Consider the following 17,164-nt stretch of genomic DNA (forward strand, 5'->3'; position numbering starts at 1 on the left):
AGCCAGGGCACGCGCTCGGGGGGGTGAACCCAGGCACGCGCCTGGAGTTCAGCGGCGCGTCAACCGCAGCCGCAGCCCCCTCGGCATCAACGTCAGCCGTTCGTCGATCGCCAGCCGGTACCCCGGCTCCGGATGGATGTCGTAGCGGCGCAACAGCAACCCCAGGACCAGCATCGACTCGTGCAGCGCGAACTGGCGGCCGATGCAGGCGCGCGCGCCCGTGCCGAAGGGCTTGAAGACGTGGGCGGGGCGGGCCCGTACCGCCTGCGGGGCGAAGCGGTCGGGGTCGAAGGTTTCGGGGTTCTCGCCCCACGCCGACCGGTCCCGGTGCAGCATCGTCGCCAGGACCAGTGCCCAGGCGCCGCGCCGCATGGGGTGGCGGCCGCCCAGGGTCGTGTCGGTGACGGCCTCGCGCGCGAAGGCGGGGGCCGTCGGCCACAGGCGGAGCGACTCGTCGAGGACCCGGCGCAGGTAGCGGAGCTTGGCGACCTGTTCGTACGCGGGGACGGCCGCATCGCCCCAGACCCGGTCGACCTCCTCCTGCGCCTTCGCGAGCACGGCCCGGTCCTGGGCGAGGTAGTGCAGGGCGAAGGACAGCGCGCCCGACGTCGTCTCGTGCCCGGCGACCAGGAACGTGATCACCTGGCGGCGGATGTTCTCCGGCGCGAGCCGCTCGCCCGTCTCGGGGTGCGCCACCTCCAGCATCCGGTCGAGGAGGTCACCGGGCCCGCCGCCGGCGGCCCGGCGCGCGGCGACCACCTCGTCCACCGTGCGGTTCAGGTACGCGCGGTCCGCCGCATTGCGCCTCTCCGCGCCGCGCAGCAAGGACGAGAGGAGCGGCGGCACCACATTGCGGCGCTGGGCGAACGACAGGGCGCCCACCATCGCCGTCACGAACGGATGCGGCCCCTCCTTGCCGAAGTCCCGCTCGAACGAGCCGAAGTCGTGCCCGAAGCCGGTCCGCGCGATCGTCTCCAGGGTCAGCTTCGTCATGTCCCCGGGCACGTCCACCGCGCGCCCCGCCGCCTCGTTCGCGTCCCAGGCCGTCATCAGCTGCCCCGCCACGTCCAGCATCAGCGGGTGGTAGCCCGCCATCGCCTCGCGGCTGAAGCCGGGCGCCAGGATGTCGTGCGCGAGCTGCCAGTTCGGCTCGTGGTTGTAGGCGGTGAACAGGCCGTCCCCCGCCACCGGGCGCAGGTTCGCGACACCGAGCCCGACATGCTTGGCGAACCGCGACTCGTCCGCAAGCTCCGCGGCAAGATCGGCGCCCGCCACGAACACGATCTCCTTGCCGAACGCCTTGCGCCGGAAGATCGGCCCGAGATCGGCCGCGACCCGCATCGAGTCCTGCAGCGGCGTCCGCACACTGGCGCCCAGGACGTCACCGATCAGCGGCACGCGGCGCGGCGGGTGCGGTATCCGCTCCAGGCGCGGCCAGCCCTGCTCGGCGCTGCGAAAACCCCGCGGCAGCACCCCGTCCGCCGTCTGCGTCACCTGCGCCATGGTGCCCATCTCCCCTGCGCGACCGGTTCGTTGCAGCCGCCTCGCGCCCTGTTGGACGTGGATTCAATAGTGCGCCTCAGTGTGGTCCCGTTGTTGAACTGACGTCAAGTAAGCGGGAAGAGGTCCAGTAAGGTGCCCGCATGAGCGCAGAGCGGGAGCGAGGGGGAGCGGCGGCGCCGGGGGAGCGGACCCGGCGCCGGATGAGCACGGAGGAGCGGCGCGAGCAGCTGCTCTCCGTGGGGGCCAGGCTCTTCGCGCAGGACCCGTACGACGACGTCTGGATCGAGCAGGTCGCCGAGATCGCCGGTGTCTCCCGCGGGCTGCTCTACCACTACTTCCCGACCAAGCGGGACTTCTTCGCCGCCGTCGTCCGCCGCGAGAGCGAGCGCATGCTGCGCCTGACGGCCGCCGTCCCCGGAGTCCCGGTGCGCGAACAGATCGGCACCGGCCTGGACACCTTCCTGGAGTACGTCTCCTCGCACGCGCAGGGCTTCCGCGCCTTCCACCGCGCGGAGGCGACGGGCGACGTCGCCGTGCGCGCCGTCTACCAGGAAGGGCTCGACGCCCACGAGGAGCAGATCAAGGCCGCGCTCGCCGCTGACCCGCACCTCGTCGGCCGCCTTCCCGAGCCGGCGGCGCTGCGCCTCGCCGTCCGCGGCTGGCTCGCCTTCCTCGTCGCCGTCTGCCTGGAGTGGCTGGACGAGCCGCAGCTGACCCGGGAGCAGGTGCGGGACCTGTGCGCGCGGGCGCTGCTCGGGGCGCTGGAGGTCTGAGCCCCCGCCGGTCACGGTGATCGCAAGGGAAACTTGCAAGGCTCCCTGTCTACCTCTTACGGTGGACGCATGTCAGGAACGCAGGGACCCGCCGCCGCCGAGCCGCCCACCGAGCGGATCGCCGCCGATCTCGCCACCGTGGTCGGCCGCCTCTCGCGCCGGCTGCGCAGCGCGTCGCCGGACAGCCTCCTCACGCCGACCCAGCGCACGGTCCTGGCCCGCCTCGACACCGAGGGGCCCGCCACCACCGCCGCCCTGGCCCGCTCCGAGTACGTACGGCCGCAGTCCATGCGGCTGACCGTCGGCGCCCTGGAGGAGCAGGGCTTCGTGTCGCGCTCGCCGGACCCGAACGACGGCCGTCAGTCCGTCATGTCGATCACCGAGAGCGGCCGCGCCACCCTCGCAGCCGTCCGCGCCGCCAAGCACGGCTGGCTCAGCCAGGCGCTCGCCGCCGAACTCGACGCGGACGAGCGCCGCACCCTCGCCGAGGCGACCCTGCTGCTCGAACGCCTGGTGCAGAAGTGAGCGGTGACGCGAGCGACACGGCCCCGCCGCAGGTCGCGGTCGCCCGCGAAACGGCCGCCGGGCCCGCCCAGGGGTTCGCCACCCGGCTGACCGCCCCGCTGCTCCTCGGCTCGCTCCTCAACCCGCTCAACACCACGATGATCTCCACCGCCCTGGTGGCGATCGGGCACACCTTCGGGATCGGCGCCGCCGACACGGCCTGGCTGATCTCCGTCCTCTACCTCGCCAGCGCCGTCGCCCAGCCGGTGCTCGGCAAGCTCGCCGACGCGCTCGGCCCCCGCCGCGTCTTCCTCGCGGGGCTCGTCGTCGTGTGCGCCTCGGGCGTCGTCGGCGCCGTGGCCCCCGGCTTCGGCTGGCTCATCGTCTCCCGGCTGCTGCTCGGCATCGGCACGTCCGCCGCCTACCCGGCCGCGATGGCCGTCCTGCGCGACGAGGGACGGCGCGTGGGGCGCCGCCCGCCGCGGCCCGTGATGGCCCGGCTGTCCTTCGCGGCGCTGGGCAGCGCCGCCGTCGGCCCGACCCTGGGCGGACTGCTCGTCACGGTCGTCGGCTGGCGCGGCATCTTCGCGGTGAACATCCCCGTCGCGGCGATCGCCTTCGTCTGCGCGCTCGCCTGGATCCCCGCCGACCCGCCGCGCGCGGCGGACACCCGGGAACCGAGCCCCAAGCTCGCCCTCGACCCGCTCGGCATCGGCCTCTTCTCCACCGCCCTGACGGTCCTCGTCTTCTTCCTCCTCGACCTGGCCCACCCCGCCTGGTGGCTGCTCGCCCCCTTCGCGGTCCTCACCGCCGCCCTGCTCCGGTGGCAGCTGCGCTGCCGCACCCCGTTCATAGACGTCCGCATGCTCGCCGGGAACGGCCCGCTGGCCCGCACCTACCTCCGCCACGGCCTGGGCTACCTGCTGATCTACTGCGTCATGTACGGCTTCACCCAGTGGCTGGAGGAGGGACGCGGCTACTCGTCCGGCCACACCGGGCTGCTCATGCTGCCGATGTCCGTCGCCGCCCTGGTGTGCTCGCTGCTCGGCGCGCGCACCAAGGGGATCCGGGCGCCGCTCATCGTGGCCTGTGTCCTGCTGACGGCGGGCGCGGGCCCGCTCACCGTCGTCTCCGGGCACACCCCGCTCGTGGTCCTGCTCCTCGCGGGCGCCTGCTTCGGCATCCCGCAGGGGCTCATCGGCACCAGCAACCAGGCCGCGGTCCAGGAGTACGCGCCCGCCGCCGACATCGGCGCCGCCGCGGGCCTCCAGCGCACCGCCCAGTACATCGGCGCCATCACCGCCTCCAGCCTGATCGCCCTCGCCTACGGGCAGCGCGCCGACGACGGCGGCCTGCACCTGATGGCGGGCGCCTCGGTCGTCCTCGGCGTCCTGCTGGTGATCGTCACGGTGACGGACCGGGCGCTGCACCGGGCCGGCCGGTAGCACCCCCTTCGCCGGTCCCGCCCGTCTCACTCCGCGTCGTGGAACACGAGCCCCAGCGTGTGGCGGCGGCCCGAGCGCACCGTGTTCACCCCGTGCCGCATCGGCCCGTTGGACCAGCCCCGCGCCGAGCGCACCGGCCGGTCCCGGGTCGTGAACACCAGCGCGTGCCCCCGCGTGAGCGTCGTGGCGAAACCGCGCGTCTGCGCGCGGGCCCGCTGCTCCGTCATCAGGAACTCACCGCCCCGGTAGTCGGCGCCGGGCTCGTCCAGACCGATCACGACCTGGAGCGGGAAGACGAGCTCGCCGTAGAGGTCGCGGTGCAGGGCGTTCCAGTCGCCGGGGCCGTAGCGGAGCAGGATCGGCGTCGGCCGGGTCTGGCCCGCCGCGTGGCAGTGCTCCAGCCACTCGTCGAGCGTGCCGGGCCAGGGGGCGGGCCGGTTCAGACGACGCGCCCAGGACCGCGCGATCGGCAGCAGCAGCGGGTAGAAGGCGGTGCGCAGCTCCTGTACGAGGTCGGGCAGCGGGTGGTCGAAGTACCGGTACTGGCCGCGGCCGAAGCGGTAGCGCGCCATGTCGATCGTCGAGCGGAACCGGGCCACGTCGTCGTAGAGCGCGGCGATGTCCTGGCACTCGGCGGGCGTGAGCACGGGCCGGGCGGTCAGCGCGTGCCCGAACTCGTCCAGTTCCTCGGCGAGTCGGGTCCCGTCGACGGCATCGATCCGGTCCCGCGCGATGCCGCGTGGTGTGCTGGTGCTGGTCATGCGTCCAGGCTGCACGCGCGCGTGGGGCGGCGCTGGCGGGAATCGGACGGCGTGCCCGGTGCGGTAGTGTGACCGGGCCCCACCGGTGCCACGAGGGAACGAGGAGGTGAGCCCGATCACCGCTGTGTCAGGTCAGGAGCTCCCTTCTCCTGCCGTACGCACCGTCCGCGCGCTCTGAGCTTCGCCGCGGACCGGCGGCCGTCCGGCGCCCGGGAGCCCCACCGGCTTCCGAGAGGTCATACATCAGCCATGTCGTCGCTTCCCCCGCCGCCCCCCACCCCTCCACCGACCGTCGATCCCGCCCCGGTCGTGACCGCTCTGCGCCGCGCCGGCTGCGTCTTCGCCGAGGACGAGGCGCGCGTCCTGCTCTCCAGCGCCCGGGACGAGGCCGAGCTGGCCGCGATGGTCGAGCGCCGGGCCGCCGGGCTCCCGCTCGAACACGTCGTCGGCTGGGCCGAGTTCTGCGGCCTGCGCGTCGCGGTCGACCCCGGCGTCTTCGTGCCGCGCCGCCGCACCGAGTTCCTGGCCCGGCAGGCGCTCGCGCACACCCCGCCCGGCGCCGTCGTCGTCGACCTGTGCTGCGGCAGCGGCGCGGTCGCCGCCGTGCTCGCCGCGCGGCGCCCGGCGCGGCTGCACGCGGCGGACCTCGACCCGGCCGCGGTGCGCTGCGCCGAGCACAACATCGCGCCGCTCGGCGGAGTGGTCCACGAGGGCGACCTGTACGAACCGCTGCCCGCCGAACTGGCCGGCCGGGTCGACATCCTCATCGCGAACGGGCCCTACGTGCCCACGGGCGACGTGCCGCTGCTGCCGCCCGAGGCCCGCGACCACGAGCGGCGCATGGCCCTGGACGGCGGCGCCGACGGCCTCGACGTCCTGCGCCGGGTGGCCGCGGGGGCGCCGCGCTGGCTGGCGCCCGGCGGCCGGCTGTTCGTGGAGACCAGCGAACGCCAGGCCGCGGCCGCTGAGGCGGCGGTGTGCTCCGCCGGTCTGCGGCCGCGGGTGGCGCGGGACGAGGACCTCCACGCGACGGTGATCATCGCTGAGCGGGGCCCGGAAGCGGGGCCTCAGGTCCCGTGACAGACCCTCACGTCCCGTAGGAGACCTTCACGTCCTTGAACCCGAGGGAGCGCAGCAGGCCGCGCAGCATGTCGGTCGTGTTGCGCTCGGCGCGGGCGGTGAGACCGCTGTCCCGCGCCGCCTCCCCGATGTGCTTCGCGGCGACCTTGCGCACGGCCCGCTCGTCGTTCGGGTTGTCCGAGAACAGGTCGCCGAGGCGGTCGAGGAGACCGCGCTGCTTGGACACGGCGTAGGAGCGGTCCGTGTCGAGCGTGGGGTCCCCGAGCTTCGCGTGCGGCAGCTTCAGCGTCGCCGCCGTCCGCGCGTCGTTGACCCGCACGTCGCCGGAACCGACCTGGCCGAGGTCCACGTACGCGTCCACGCTGCCGGCCCCGACGTACAGGGTCCGGGTCCCGCGGATCGCGTCCGGGAGGTACTTGGTGTCCTTCTCCAGGTCGACGACGACCTGGAAGTTCCCGGACGCCGCTTCGTAACGGCTCATGTCCCGCACCGACTTGAGCAGCGCGGGGCCCGAACGGTCGTGCGTCTCGGTGCCGAACACGTCGGTCAGCCGGTGCACGAGGCGCAGGCCCGAGAAGACGAGCACCAGCACCACCGCGAGCACACCCAGGAGCTTCGCCCACCGGGGCAACGCCGCAACCCTTGACGTCATGGCGGTACCTCCTCTCCAGGAGGTCTTGTTCCACCGTATCCGCGTATCACGCCTTGAGCGCCGCTCCTAGCCCCGGATCGGTCGGTCCCCCGACACCCGGGACCACCACACCCCCTCGCCGCGCGTGAGCCCCGGCAGCGCCCGCTCCATCTCCGGCACCTCACGCGCCGTCAGTTCGCCGGTGACCAGCCACGTCTCGTGGCCGCCGGTGGTCGGGCCGAACTCGGCGCCGAGCGCGGCGAGCCGGGCGGTGACGGGGGCGAGCGCGTCCAGCGGCACCTCCGCCTCGAAGGCGTGCACCGGCTCGGACACGCGGGTTCCGGCGCGTGCCAGGGCCTGCCGGGTGATGAGCGCGGTGACGGTGCGGAAGTCGCCCGCCGTGCTCACCGGGGAGTCGAACCCCGAGCGGATCAGCGTCACCCGGCAGTCCGTCACCGGCCATCCGCGCGGCCCGCCCTCCGCGAGGGTGGCGTGCACCGTGTCCTCCACGGCCTGGTGGAACGCCCGCGGCAGCGCGCCGAGTTCGGTCTCGTACGTGAAGACGCGGCCGGAGCCGTGCGGTCCCGGTTCGACGCGGAGGCCCACGGTCGCGGGCAGCCCGGTCGTGCTGCGGCGGCCCATCTCCTCGACCGCCTCGCCCGTGCCCACGGGCCGTTCGAGGCAGCGGACGCGGGTCGGGTCGAACGCGGCCTCGATGCCGAACTCCTCGGCGAGCGTGGCCGCGAGGACCTCCTTCTGCACGTCGCCGTAGAGGAGCAGCGCGGTGCCGCCGTCCGGTGCGGGGCGGGCGTGCAGGAGGGGGTCCTGGTCGGCGAGTTCGAGGAGGGCGGAGCGGAGCGCCGCGCCCTGGCCGGGGCGGACGGCGCGGGCCAGCGTCTGGAGCGTCGGCGGCGCGAACTGCCCGCCCCCGCTTCGGGCTTGCCCCAGGCGGTCGCCCACGCGGAGTCCGGCGACGCCGCGCACCTCGGCGATCTGGCCGGGCCCCGCGACGTCGCCGCCGGTGCCGACGACCTCGACCCCGGTGAGCCGCGCGGTGATCCGCGCCGTGGCGCCCTCGGCGTCCCGCCGGTGGAAGGTCACCTTCTGACGCGCCCGCACCTCACCCTCGTACACGCGCAGACAGCCGATCCGCTCCCCGGCGGGGCCGCGGCGTACGGCGAACACCGTGCCGGTGGGGCGTGCCGACGCCGCCTCCGCCTTCGCGGTGACGGGGAGGAACTCCCGCACGGCTTCGATGAGTTGCTGTACTCCCTGGCCGCCGAGTGCCGAGCCGAACAGGACCGGGTGGAACGAGCCGTCCCCGGTGCGTGCCGTCAGCGCGGCGCGCACCGTGGCGGCGTCCGGCCGCTCCCCGTCGACCAGGGCGGCGAGGATCGTGTCGTCGACCTCCGCCAGGGCGCGGGCCGTCTCCTCGCGCACCGCCGGATCGTCGAGGCTCCGTGCGGTGACGGAGGCGTCCCGCGTCCCGACGCCGCGCACCTCCGTGAGGGGCGCCACGTGCGGGGTGAGCCTGCGGCGGATGTCGTCGAGGAGCGGGGCGACACGCGCGCCCGCCCGGTCGATCTTGTTGACGAAGACGAGCGTGGGCAGGCCGAGCCGCCGCAGCGTCTTGAGCAGTACGCGCGTCCGCGCCTGTACGCCCTCCACGGCGGAGAGCAGCAGGACGGCGCCGTCGAGCACGTCGAGCGCCCGCTCGACCTCGGCGACGAAGTCGCTGTGGCCGGGCGTGTCGATGAGGTTGATCTGCGTGTCACCGACGGTGAACGCGGCGACGGCCGAGCGGATCGTGATGCCGCGCCGCCGCTCGATCGCGCCGGTGTCGGTGCGGGTGTCGCCGCCGTCGACACTGCCGAGCCGGCCGATGGCGCCCGTGTCGAACAGGAGCCGCTCGGTCAGGCTGGTCTTACCGGCGTCGACGTGGGCCAGGATGCCGATGTTCAGGGTCGTGCGAACCTGCGGGGTCTGCATGGAAGGTCGAGTCCTCGAAAGCTGTGGTCCGGCGGGGGCGCTGAACTGCTTCGAGGACTCGGCGCATGCGTTTCTCCTGAACTGACGGACCAGTGGCGCGCTCAGCATGCGCAGAGGGACACCGCGCGGCGCAAACTATTTTCCGGGTGGCTCGAACCGGCGTACGTAGCGCTTCTGCCACGGCGTCTCGACGGCGCGCGGGTCGTAGTGGCGGCGCACGTACGCGACCGCATCGGCGGGCTCCACTCCGTCGAGGACGGCGACGCAGGCGAGCGCGGTGCCGGTCCTGCCGCGCCCGCCGCCGCACGCCAGCTCCACCCGCTCGCCGGCCGATCTGCGCCAGACGTCGAGCAGCACGGTGCGCGCCTGTCCGGCGTCGGCCGGGAGCCGGAAGTCGGGCCAGCGCAGCCAGGCCGATGCCCAGTCGACCGGCGGTGGCTGTCGGCCCAGGAGGTAGACCCCGTACGTCGGTGGCGGGCCCGGCGGCAGCGGGTCGCGCAGCCCCCTGCCGCGTACCAGCCGTCCCGAGGGCAGGCGCAGGACGCCCGGCGCGGCCGGGTCCCAGGTCATCGCGCCTCCCGCGCGGCGGAGAGCAGGAAGGCGGCGAGGCGGCGGGCGCGGTCGAACGCGTCGGGGAACACGTCCAGGCCGTCCGTGACCAGCGCGCCCTCGTGCAGCAGCGTCAGGGAGCGGCCCAGCTCCCGAGCCGCGTCCGGCGCCACGTCGTGCGCGAGCCGGGTGAAGAGGTCGAGGGTCCACTGCTTCTGGCCGGTGATCACGGCGTACGCGGGGTGGGCCGGGTCGCTGATCTCGGCGTGAGCGTTCACCATGCCGCAGCCCTTCCCGGCGTACGCCCCCGTCGACCACTCCTTCGACGCGTCGAAGACGGCGAGGATGCGGTCGGCCGGGGTCAGGGCGGCCGGGTCGTGGTGCGCGGCGAGGAACGCCCGCCAGCGCGCGTCCCGGGTCAGCAGGTAGTCGACGACGATCTGCTCCTTGGAGCCGAACCGGTCGTAGAGCGTCTTCTTCGTGACGCCCGCCTCCGCCGCGATCAGGTCGACCCCCACGGCGTGGATGCCGCGCTCGTAGAACAGCCGCGAGGCGGTGTCGAGGACCCGGCGGGCGGCCGGGGTGAGGTCGGGTCGGTCGGGATCGACGGCCGGAGGGGCGGTCACCGGGGGCGCGGTAGTACGCATGTCTCCACACTAGACCGATCTGTATACTCGGGCCAGTAAACCGATCTGTATACCCGGTCTTCCAGGCCCCGTACACGAGGCGGTGTCCGCGCCATGAACGTCCTGCTGTCCCTCGGATTCGTCCTCACGTGGAGCTCCGGCTTCATCGGCGCCAAGCTCGGCGCCGGTGACGCGAGCGCCGTGACCACGCTGATGTGGCGGTTCCTGCCGCTGGCCCTCGTCCTCGGCGCGGTCGCGGCGACGGCCGGGCGGCGATGGTGGCGCGGACTGACACGCCGCGACCTGGGACGCCAGGCCGTCATCGGCCTGCTCTCGCAGAGCGGCTACCTCCTCACCGTCTACTACGCCATCCAGCTCGGCGTCTCCAGCGGCACCACGGCCCTGATCGACGGTGTGCAGCCGCTCGTCGCGGGCGCGCTCGCCGGGCCGCTGCTGCGGCAGTACGTCACCGCACGGCAATGGCTCGGCCTGTGTCTCGGCGTGGCCGGGGTGCTGGTCGTCACGACGGCCGACGCGGCGGCGGTGACGGGCGTCGCGGGCTGGGCCTACCTCGTCCCGTTCCTCGGCATGCTGGCCCTGGTGGCGGCCACCTTCGTGGAGAGCCGCTCACCCGCGCGCGTGGAGCCGATGGCGGCCCTGACCGTGCACTGCGCCACCAGCGCCGTCGTCTTCACGGGCCTCGCCCTGGCCGTCGGTGACGCGGCGCCCCCCTCCGCGCCGTCCTTCTGGCTCGCCATCGCCTGGCTGGTCGCCCTGTCGACGTTCGGCGGCTACGGCCTGTACTGGATCGTCCTGCGGCGGCGCGGCCTGACACAGGTCAACACCCTGATGTTCCTGATGGCGCCGGTGACGGCGGTGTGGGGCGCGCTCATGTTCGGCGAACCGTTCGGCGTGCGCACCGCCGTCGGACTCGCGATCGGGCTCACCGCCGTCGTGGTGGTCCAGCGCGGCGACAAGCAGCGCCACGCGCGCGTGGAGCACGACAGCGCCCCCGAGCGCGAGCACGCTCACTCCTGACCGGACACCAGATGCCGGTTCGGACGCATCGCGATTTTCGCCAGCTCGGGCACCTCCGCCACGACCACGCCCGCCCCGGCGAGCAGCCCGATGCCGTCCGCGCCCGGCACGAACGTGTCCGGCTCCCGCCACGCCGTCACCACCCGCCGCACCCCCGCGTCGACGATCAGCCGCGCGCACGGCCTCGGCCGCGACGCGCGGCGCGCGCACGGCTCCAGGCTGCTGTAGACGGTGGCGGCGGCGAGGCGCGGATCGTCGGCGGGGAGCTTGGCGAGCGCCGCCTCCTCGGCGTGCACGACCGGGTCGCCGGCCTCCCGCGAATGCCCCCGGGCCAGCTCCGTGCCGTCGGCCCCGACGATCACCGCGCCGACGCTGAACGCGGTCTCCGACGGCGGGCAGTCGGCGGCCAGCTCGCAGGCGATGCGCAGCCAGTGCCGGTCCGCCGCCGTGGCCGCCTCCGTCGTGCCCGGCACGGTCGGCGCGTACCGCGTGACGATCACGTCGCCGAGCCGCTCGGTCGAGAGCACCGCCATCCGTCCGCGCGGCCCGCCCGGGTACGCGCCGGGCCCGAACAGGCGGGGCGCGTCCGGCTCGCCCACGACCAACGGGGCGACGGCGAGCCGCAGTTCGTCCGCGAACCCGAGCTGGAGCAGCTGCGTGTGCACGCGCGCGCCGCCCTCGACCATCAGGCGGCGCACCCCCCGCGCCCCGAGGTCGTCGAGGAGTGCCGCCCAGTCGACGGCCGGGCCGAGCGCCACCACGCCGGCGCTGCCGCCGAGCCGGGCCCCGGCGACCTCCGCGCCCTTGTCGGTCGTGTAGAGGAGCCGCTCGCCGCCGGTCGTCCAGAACGGGTCGCCGGGGGACAGGTCGCCGGACCCGCTCACCGCCACCTTCAGCGGGTACGCGGGGCGCCCCGCCTCCTCGCGCCGCGCCCGCCGCTCGGCGGAGTTGACCAGCAGCCGGGGCCGGTCCGCACGCAGGGTGCCCGCGCCGACGAGGATCGCGTCGCTCGCCGCCCGCTCCGCGTCGACCTGGTCGAAGTCCTCGGGCCCGGAGAGCAGCAGCCGCTCGGGCCCGATGTCGTCGAGGCAGCCGTCGAGCGAGACGGCGGCGGACAGCAGCACGTAAGGGCGGGGCATGGCGAACTCCGTGACCGGGAGGGGACGTACCCGTCGACCCTACTGGGGCGCGGGCGGCGTTCCGTCACCGAACGGGCGTCCGCCGAGCTGCTCCCGGCCGTGCGCCGTGTGCCAACCGGACGGATCAGGGCCGAGCGGCACGATCGCCGACGGGTTGATGCCCGTGTGCACCTGGTAGTAGTGGCGCTTGATGTGGTCGAAGTGGACGGTGTCGCCGAAGCCGGGCGTCTGGAACAGATCCCGCGCGTACCCCCACAGGACCGGGTCCTCGGTGAGCTTGTTCCGGTTGCACTTGAAGTGGCCGTGGTAGACGGCGTCGAAGCGGACCAGCGTCGTGAACAGCCGGATGTCCGCCTCCGTGATCGTGTCGCCGACGAGGTAGCGCTGCCCGGCGAGCCGCTCGGACAGCGCGTCCAGGCGCCCGAACACATCCCGGTACGCGGCCTCGTACTCGTCCTGGTTCGTCGCGAAACCGGCCCGGTACACGCCGTTGTTCAGGTCCCGGTACACGCCCTCCATGACGTCGTCGATCTCGTCGCGCAACGGCTCCGGGTAGAGGTCGGGCGCGCCCTCGCGGTGCAGCGCCGTCCACTCGGTGGACAGGTCGAGGGTGAGCTGCTGGTAGTCGTTGGTGACGAGCTGCCCGGACGGTACGTCGACGAGCGCGGGCACGCTGACCCCGCCCGGATAGTCCTTCTCGCGGGCGTCGTACGCCTCGCTGAGGTAGCGGATGCCGAGCACCGGGTCCCGGCCGTCGGGGTCGAGCGTGAAGCGCCAGCTCCGGTCGTCCTGGATCGGGTCGGTGACCGCGAGGGAGAGGGCGTCCTCCAGGCCGAGCAGGCGCCGCACCACCAGGGCGCGGCTCGCCCACGGGCACGCGTAGCTGACGACGAGGCGGTAGCGGCCCGCCTCCACGGGCCAGCCGTCCCGCCCGTCGGCCGTGATCCGGTCCGCGAAGTGGCTCCGGGACCGTTTGAAGGCCTTCTTGCCGAGCGAGTCGTTGCCGTTCACCGATCATCCTCCTGGGCCGGGTCCCTGCGCGGGCTTCGCTGCCGAGCCTGCCCGGAAAACGGGCCGTACACCAGCAGGCCGCCGCTACTCGGCCGATCGGGCCGGGCGGGGCGGCCACACCCCGGGCTCCAGCACCCCCGACGCGTAGGCGCGGGCCACCAGTTCGGTCCGGGTGGCCGCGCCCCAGCGCTGGGAGAGGCGCCGCAGGTGGTACGTGACACCGTCGGTCGTCAGGCCCGTCTCGCGGGCGGCCCGCGCCGTGGTCGCCCCGGCCGCGAGCAGCGCGAGGATCCGCTCCTCGTTCGGATGCAGCGGCGCGGACGCGGGTGCGGGCACCGGGTCCGGGGCGGCCTCCTCGCCCGTCACCCGCACCATGACGAGCAGGTCCGGCAGCGCGTTCGGCCGCTCGCTCACCGGGTCCACCATCAGCTCCCCGGTGCGGCGCATCCCGTCGGCGCCCTGCCAGGTCACGGCCACGGTGTAGCGCGAGCGGCGGCCCAGCCTGAGCGCCTCGACGACCCGGTCGACCTGCGTGCCGTCGCGCGGTGCGAACAGGTCGAGCAGCTCACGGTCCTTCAGCCGCCCGGGTGTCGTGCCCCGTTCGGCGGCGAGCGCCGCGTTGGCCAGGCGGACGACCCCGTACGGATCGCACACCGCGACCGGCAGCGGAATCCGGTCGAAGAGGACCATCGCGCGATTGCGCCACACCACCGCGTCCATGCGGCCGCGCCTCCTTCCCCGTAAGACTCCGGACCCAGGTCCACAAGCCCCGCATACCGATCGTCACTACACAATCATGTAGTGGGGCGGCGCTCGCGGGCGGGGGAGCGGGAGCAGAGTGGAATCACCGGTCCCCCCACCCGCGAAAGGCCGTTGCCGCACCATGCCGCCCTCCGCCCCCGCTCCCGCCCCCGCCCTCACCGGCCCGCCGGTCATCGACATCTCCGCCACCGGTCCGGGACCCGCCCCGCTGCAACAGGTCATGGGTCTGATGCGCGAGCACGGCCCCGCCCTGGTGCGCCGGCTGCACGGCCGCGACGCCCTGTTCGTCGCCGACCTCGGCCTCGTCACCGAACTCGCCGACGAGACCCGCTTCGCCAAGCACGTCGGGCCCGCCCTGGAGAACGTCCGCTCCTTCGCCGCCGACGGCCTGTTCACCGCCTACAACGACGAGCCCAACTGGGCCCGCGCGCACGACATCCTGATGCCCGCCTTCGCCCTCGGCTCCATGCGCGCCTACCACCCGGTGATGTACCGCGTGGCCCGCCGCGTCCTCGACGCGTGGGACGCCGCCGCGCACGAAGGACGCCCCGTCGACGTGCCCGGCGACATGACCCGCATGACGCTCGACACCATCGGCCTCGCCGGGTTCGGCTACGACTTCGAGTCGTTCGCCCGCGCCGAACCGCACCCGTTCGTCGAGTCGATGGTGCGCTGCCTGGAATGGAGCATGAAGCGCCTCGCCCGCACCCCGGGCGGCGACCACACGGCGGCCGACGCCGCGTTCCGCACCGACGCCGACCACCTCGCGCAGGTCGTCGACGAGGTCATCACCGCCCGGGTCGACGGCGGCGAGCAGCACACGGACGACCTGCTCGGTCTGATGCTCAGCGCCGGACACCCCTCGGACGGCCGCACCCTCGACACCGCCAACATCCGCAACCAGGTCATCACGTTCCTGATCGCCGGACACGAGACGACATCGGGCGCCATGTCGTTCGCCCTGTACTACCTGGCGAAGAACCCGGCCGTCCTCGACCTCGTGCGCCGCGAGGTCGATGCCCTGTGGGGCGACACGGCCGATCCCGAGCCGGACTTCGACGAGGTCGGACGGCTCACCTATACCCGGCAGGTCCTCAACGAGGCGCTGCGCCTGTGGCCCACCGCCGCCGCGTTCAGCCGGGAGGCCCGCGAGGACACCCTGCTCGGCGGACGCATCCCCGTGCGCGCCGGACAGGGCGTCACCGTGCTCGCCCCGATGCTGCACCGGCAGCCCGTCTGGGGCGACAACCCCGAGCGCTTCGACCCCAGCCGGTTCACGCCCGAGGCCGAGGCGGCCCGCTCCCCGCACGCCTTCAAGCCCTTCGGTACCGGTGAACGCGCCTGCATCGGGCGGCAGTTCGCGCTGCACGAGGCGACCATGCTGCTCGCGATGCTGGTCCACCGCTACCGGCTGCGCGACCACGCCGACTACCGGCTCACGGTGAAGGAGACGCTCACGCTGAAGCCGGACGGGTTCACGCTGGGCCTTGCGCGGCGCACGGCGGCCGACCGCCATCACGCGCCGCTGCCAGGACACGTCACCGCCACGGAACAGAGCGCCGGCGCCGCCGAGTTGCCGGTACGGGTCCGGCCCGGGACCCGCGCCCTCTTCCTGCACGGCAGCAACTACGGCACCTGCCGCGACCTCGCCGCCCAGCTCGCCGACGAGGCCGCCGCCCTGGGCTGCACGACCGAGGTCGCCCCGCTCGACGCGTACGCGGGCGCCCTGCCCACCGGCCACCCGGTCATCGTCGTCGCCGCCTCCTACAACGGCCAACCGACCGACGACGCGTCGAAGTTCGTGACCGCGCTCGACGAGGCGCCCGACGGATCCCTCGACGGCGCCGTGCACGCCGTGCTCGGCGTCGGCGACCGCAACTGGGCCGCCACCTACCAGCACGTGCCCACCCGCATCGACGACCGGCTCACCGCACTGGGCGCCGAGCGGCTGTGCGAGCGCGCCGCCGCCGACGCCTCCGGCGACCTGAACGGCACCGTGCGCACCTTCACCGCGGGCCTGCGCGCCGCACTCCTGGAGCGGTACGGCGACCCCGACGCCACCGACGACGGGCCCGCGCCCACCTCCGCGTACGAGATCCGGGAGATCACCGGCGGGCCGCTCGACCGCGCCGCCGAGCGGTACGGGCTCGCGCCGTTCACCGTCACGGAGGCGTACGACCTGACGGCGGCGGGCCATCCGCGCGCCAAGCGGTTCGTGCGGCTCGCGCTGCCGGACGGCGTCACCTACCGCACCGGCGACCACCTCACCGTGCTGCCCGCGCACGAGACCGCGCTCGTCGACCGCGCCCTGCGCGCGCTCGGCCTCGAGGCGGACACCGTGCTCGACATCCGTACGGGCCGACCGCGCCGCGACGCCGTCCCCGTCGACCGGCCCCTGACGGTACGCGAACTCCTCACGCACCACGTGGAGTTGCAGCACCGGCCGACGGCCGAGCAGGTCGCCGTGCTCGCCGCCGCCCATCCGTGCCCGCCGGAGGCCGCCGCTCTCGCCGCGCTGCCCGCCGACGACCCCCGTACGGTCGTCGAACTCGTCGAGGCGCACCCGGCGCTGCGCGGTGCCCTGTCCTGGGCCCAACTCCTGGAGCTGCTGCCGCCGTTGCGGCCGCGCCACTACTCCGTCTCCTCGGCGCCCGCGGTGAGCCCCGGCCACGTCGACCTGATGGTGTCCGTGCTCGACGCGCCCGCCGCCTCGGGAAGCGGCCGTTACCGGGGTACGGGCTCCACCCACCTGGCGACGCTCCGCCCGGGGGACACCGTGCTCGGCCGGATCCAGCCCTGCCGCGACGTCTTCCGGATCCGGCACGACGCGTCCGAACCGGTCGTCATGATCGCGGCGGGCACGGGCCTCGCGCCGTTCAGGGGAGCGGTCGCCGAACGGCTCCACCACGCCGCCGCGTCCGCACCGGCGCTGCTCTACTTCGGCTGCGACCACCCGGACCGCGACTTCCTGCACGCCGACGAACTGCGCGCGGCCGAGGCCGCGGGCACGCTCTCGCTGCGTCCCGTCTTCAGCGAGGCCCCGGTCGACGGACACGCCTTCGTGCAGCACCGCATCGCCGCCGAGGGCGACGAACTGTGGGCCCTGCTCGACGCGGGCGCCCGGGTCCACGTGTGCGGGGACGGCGCCCGGATGGCGCCCGGGGTGCGGGCCGCGTTCCGCGACCTCTACCGCGAGCACGTACCGGGCGCCGACGCAACCGCTGCCGGGGAATGGCTGGCCGAACTCGTCGCCTCCGGCCGGTATGTGGAGGACGTCTACGGGGGCTGAGGCGGGTGTTACCCCGTTCGGCGGAGTCCCGCTGGGCTAGCGGGATCACCGAACCGGACGCAGA

General features: G+C 74.2%; 15 protein-coding genes. 6 read left to right on the forward strand and 9 right to left on the reverse strand.

The genetic code is table 11. From position 1 onward, the window contains the following. Window positions 1-48: 48 nt before the first annotated feature. Window positions 49-1,503, reverse strand: a complete 1,455-nt coding sequence (locus N5I75_RS33815) for a cytochrome P450 (RefSeq protein WP_476683958.1) — start codon at window positions 1,501-1,503, stop codon at window positions 49-51. A 140-nt stretch (window positions 1,504-1,643) separates the two neighbouring features. Here N5I75_RS33815 and N5I75_RS33820 point away from each other — a divergent pair, with 140 nt between their 5' ends. The 3 genes from N5I75_RS33820 (at window position 1,644) to N5I75_RS33830 (ending at window position 4,225) form a co-directional block, all read left to right on the forward strand. Next, on the forward strand, window positions 1,644-2,276 hold the full coding sequence (locus N5I75_RS33820; protein WP_476683959.1) for a TetR/AcrR family transcriptional regulator: 633 nt from the start codon (window positions 1,644-1,646) through the stop codon (window positions 2,274-2,276). Window positions 2,277-2,345: 69 nt separating this feature from the next. Then, window positions 2,346-2,801: a MarR family winged helix-turn-helix transcriptional regulator gene (locus tag N5I75_RS33825; RefSeq protein WP_476683960.1), complete on the forward strand. Its 456-nt coding sequence runs from the start codon at window positions 2,346-2,348 to the stop codon at window positions 2,799-2,801. Beyond that, window positions 2,798-4,225, forward strand: a complete 1,428-nt coding sequence (locus N5I75_RS33830) for an MFS transporter (RefSeq protein WP_476683961.1) — start codon at window positions 2,798-2,800, stop codon at window positions 4,223-4,225. Before N5I75_RS33825 ends, N5I75_RS33830 begins: the two co-directional genes overlap by 4 nt. Before the next feature lie 26 nt (window positions 4,226-4,251). Here the strand turns inward: N5I75_RS33830 and N5I75_RS33835 are convergent, their stop codons facing one another. Beyond that, a complete protein-coding gene (locus N5I75_RS33835) occupies window positions 4,252-4,986 on the reverse strand; it encodes a 2OG-Fe(II) oxygenase (protein ID WP_476683962.1) in 735 nt (244 codons plus the stop codon). A 249-nt stretch (window positions 4,987-5,235) separates the two neighbouring features. Between N5I75_RS33835 and N5I75_RS33840 the strand changes: the two genes are divergently transcribed. Further along, window positions 5,236-6,066: a putative protein N(5)-glutamine methyltransferase gene (locus tag N5I75_RS33840; RefSeq protein ID WP_476683963.1), complete on the forward strand. Its 831-nt coding sequence runs from the start codon at window positions 5,236-5,238 to the stop codon at window positions 6,064-6,066. A 7-nt stretch (window positions 6,067-6,073) separates the two neighbouring features. Here the strand turns inward: N5I75_RS33840 and N5I75_RS33845 are convergent, their stop codons facing one another. The 4 genes from N5I75_RS33845 to N5I75_RS33860 all read right to left on the reverse strand — a co-directional run bounded on the left by N5I75_RS33845 (window position 6,074) and on the right by N5I75_RS33860 (window position 9,882). Next, entirely contained in the window at window positions 6,074-6,718 is a 645-nt protein-coding gene (locus tag N5I75_RS33845; RefSeq protein ID WP_476683964.1) for a DUF4230 domain-containing protein, read from the reverse strand. A 66-nt stretch (window positions 6,719-6,784) separates the two neighbouring features. Then, window positions 6,785-8,686, reverse strand: a complete 1,902-nt coding sequence (gene otr(A), locus N5I75_RS33850) for a tetracycline resistance ribosomal protection protein Otr(A) (protein ID WP_476683965.1) — start codon at window positions 8,684-8,686, stop codon at window positions 6,785-6,787. Window positions 8,687-8,821: 135 nt separating this feature from the next. Next, entirely contained in the window at window positions 8,822-9,256 is a 435-nt protein-coding gene (locus tag N5I75_RS33855; protein ID WP_476683966.1) for a protein-tyrosine phosphatase family protein, read from the reverse strand. Next, window positions 9,253-9,882 (reverse strand): TetR/AcrR family transcriptional regulator, encoded by a 630-nt coding sequence (locus N5I75_RS33860; protein ID WP_476683967.1) that lies wholly within the window; start codon window positions 9,880-9,882, stop codon window positions 9,253-9,255. The genes N5I75_RS33855 and N5I75_RS33860 overlap by 4 nt, the downstream gene beginning before the upstream one ends. Window positions 9,883-9,975: 93 nt before the next feature. On the opposite strand from N5I75_RS33860, the gene N5I75_RS33865 reads away from it, so the two are divergent. After that, window positions 9,976-10,899 carry a DMT family transporter gene (locus N5I75_RS33865; protein WP_476683968.1) on the forward strand — a complete coding sequence of 308 codons (924 nt, stop codon included), beginning with the start codon at window positions 9,976-9,978 and terminating at the stop codon, window positions 10,897-10,899. On the opposite strand, the gene N5I75_RS33870 is transcribed toward N5I75_RS33865, so the two are convergent. From N5I75_RS33870 to N5I75_RS33880, 3 genes are all read right to left on the reverse strand, one after another. Beyond that, entirely contained in the window at window positions 10,890-12,038 is a 1,149-nt protein-coding gene (locus N5I75_RS33870) for a dihydrofolate reductase family protein (protein WP_476683969.1), read from the reverse strand. The genes N5I75_RS33865 and N5I75_RS33870 overlap by 10 nt on opposite strands. Before the next feature lie 39 nt (window positions 12,039-12,077). Further along, the gene (locus N5I75_RS33875; RefSeq protein WP_476683970.1) at window positions 12,078-13,049 is read right to left on the reverse strand and encodes a glutathione S-transferase family protein; all 972 of its coding nucleotides are present in this window, start codon (window positions 13,047-13,049) and stop codon (window positions 12,078-12,080) included. Between the two features lie 84 nt (window positions 13,050-13,133). After that, the gene (locus N5I75_RS33880; RefSeq protein ID WP_476683971.1) at window positions 13,134-13,769 is read right to left on the reverse strand and encodes a PAS domain-containing protein; all 636 of its coding nucleotides are present in this window, start codon (window positions 13,767-13,769) and stop codon (window positions 13,134-13,136) included. A 163-nt stretch (window positions 13,770-13,932) separates the two neighbouring features. Between N5I75_RS33880 and N5I75_RS33885 the strand changes: the two genes are divergently transcribed. After that, window positions 13,933-17,100, forward strand: coding sequence for a cytochrome P450 (locus N5I75_RS33885; protein ID WP_476683972.1), 3,168 nt, complete (start codon window positions 13,933-13,935; stop codon window positions 17,098-17,100). The last annotated feature ends 64 nt before the right edge of the window (window positions 17,101-17,164 follow it).

The organism is Streptomyces sp. R818 (assembly GCF_056172735.1).

What these genes read in the sequence shown, in the direction of transcription:
- N5I75_RS33815 (WP_476683958.1), bottom strand. Translation starts at nt 1,503, where the DNA reads ATGGCGCAGGTGACGCAGACGGCGGACGGGGTGCTGCCGCGGGGTTTT.
- N5I75_RS33820 (WP_476683959.1), top strand. Translation starts at nt 1,644, where the DNA reads ATGAGCGCAGAGCGGGAGCGAGGGGGAGCGGCGGCGCCGGGGGAGCGG.
- N5I75_RS33825 (WP_476683960.1), top strand. Translation starts at nt 2,346, where the DNA reads ATGTCAGGAACGCAGGGACCCGCCGCCGCCGAGCCGCCCACCGAGCGG.
- N5I75_RS33835 (WP_476683962.1), bottom strand. Translation starts at nt 4,986, where the DNA reads ATGACCAGCACCAGCACACCACGCGGCATCGCGCGGGACCGGATCGAT.
- N5I75_RS33840 (WP_476683963.1), top strand. Translation starts at nt 5,236, where the DNA reads ATGTCGTCGCTTCCCCCGCCGCCCCCCACCCCTCCACCGACCGTCGAT.
- N5I75_RS33845 (WP_476683964.1), bottom strand. Translation starts at nt 6,718, where the DNA reads ATGACGTCAAGGGTTGCGGCGTTGCCCCGGTGGGCGAAGCTCCTGGGT.
- N5I75_RS33855 (WP_476683966.1), bottom strand. Translation starts at nt 9,256, where the DNA reads ATGACCTGGGACCCGGCCGCGCCGGGCGTCCTGCGCCTGCCCTCGGGA.
- N5I75_RS33860 (WP_476683967.1), bottom strand. Translation starts at nt 9,882, where the DNA reads ATGCGTACTACCGCGCCCCCGGTGACCGCCCCTCCGGCCGTCGATCCC.
- N5I75_RS33865 (WP_476683968.1), top strand. Translation starts at nt 9,976, where the DNA reads ATGAACGTCCTGCTGTCCCTCGGATTCGTCCTCACGTGGAGCTCCGGC.
- N5I75_RS33870 (WP_476683969.1), bottom strand. Translation starts at nt 12,038, where the DNA reads ATGCCCCGCCCTTACGTGCTGCTGTCCGCCGCCGTCTCGCTCGACGGC.
- N5I75_RS33880 (WP_476683971.1), bottom strand. Translation starts at nt 13,769, where the DNA reads ATGGACGCGGTGGTGTGGCGCAATCGCGCGATGGTCCTCTTCGACCGG.
- N5I75_RS33885 (WP_476683972.1), top strand. Translation starts at nt 13,933, where the DNA reads ATGCCGCCCTCCGCCCCCGCTCCCGCCCCCGCCCTCACCGGCCCGCCG.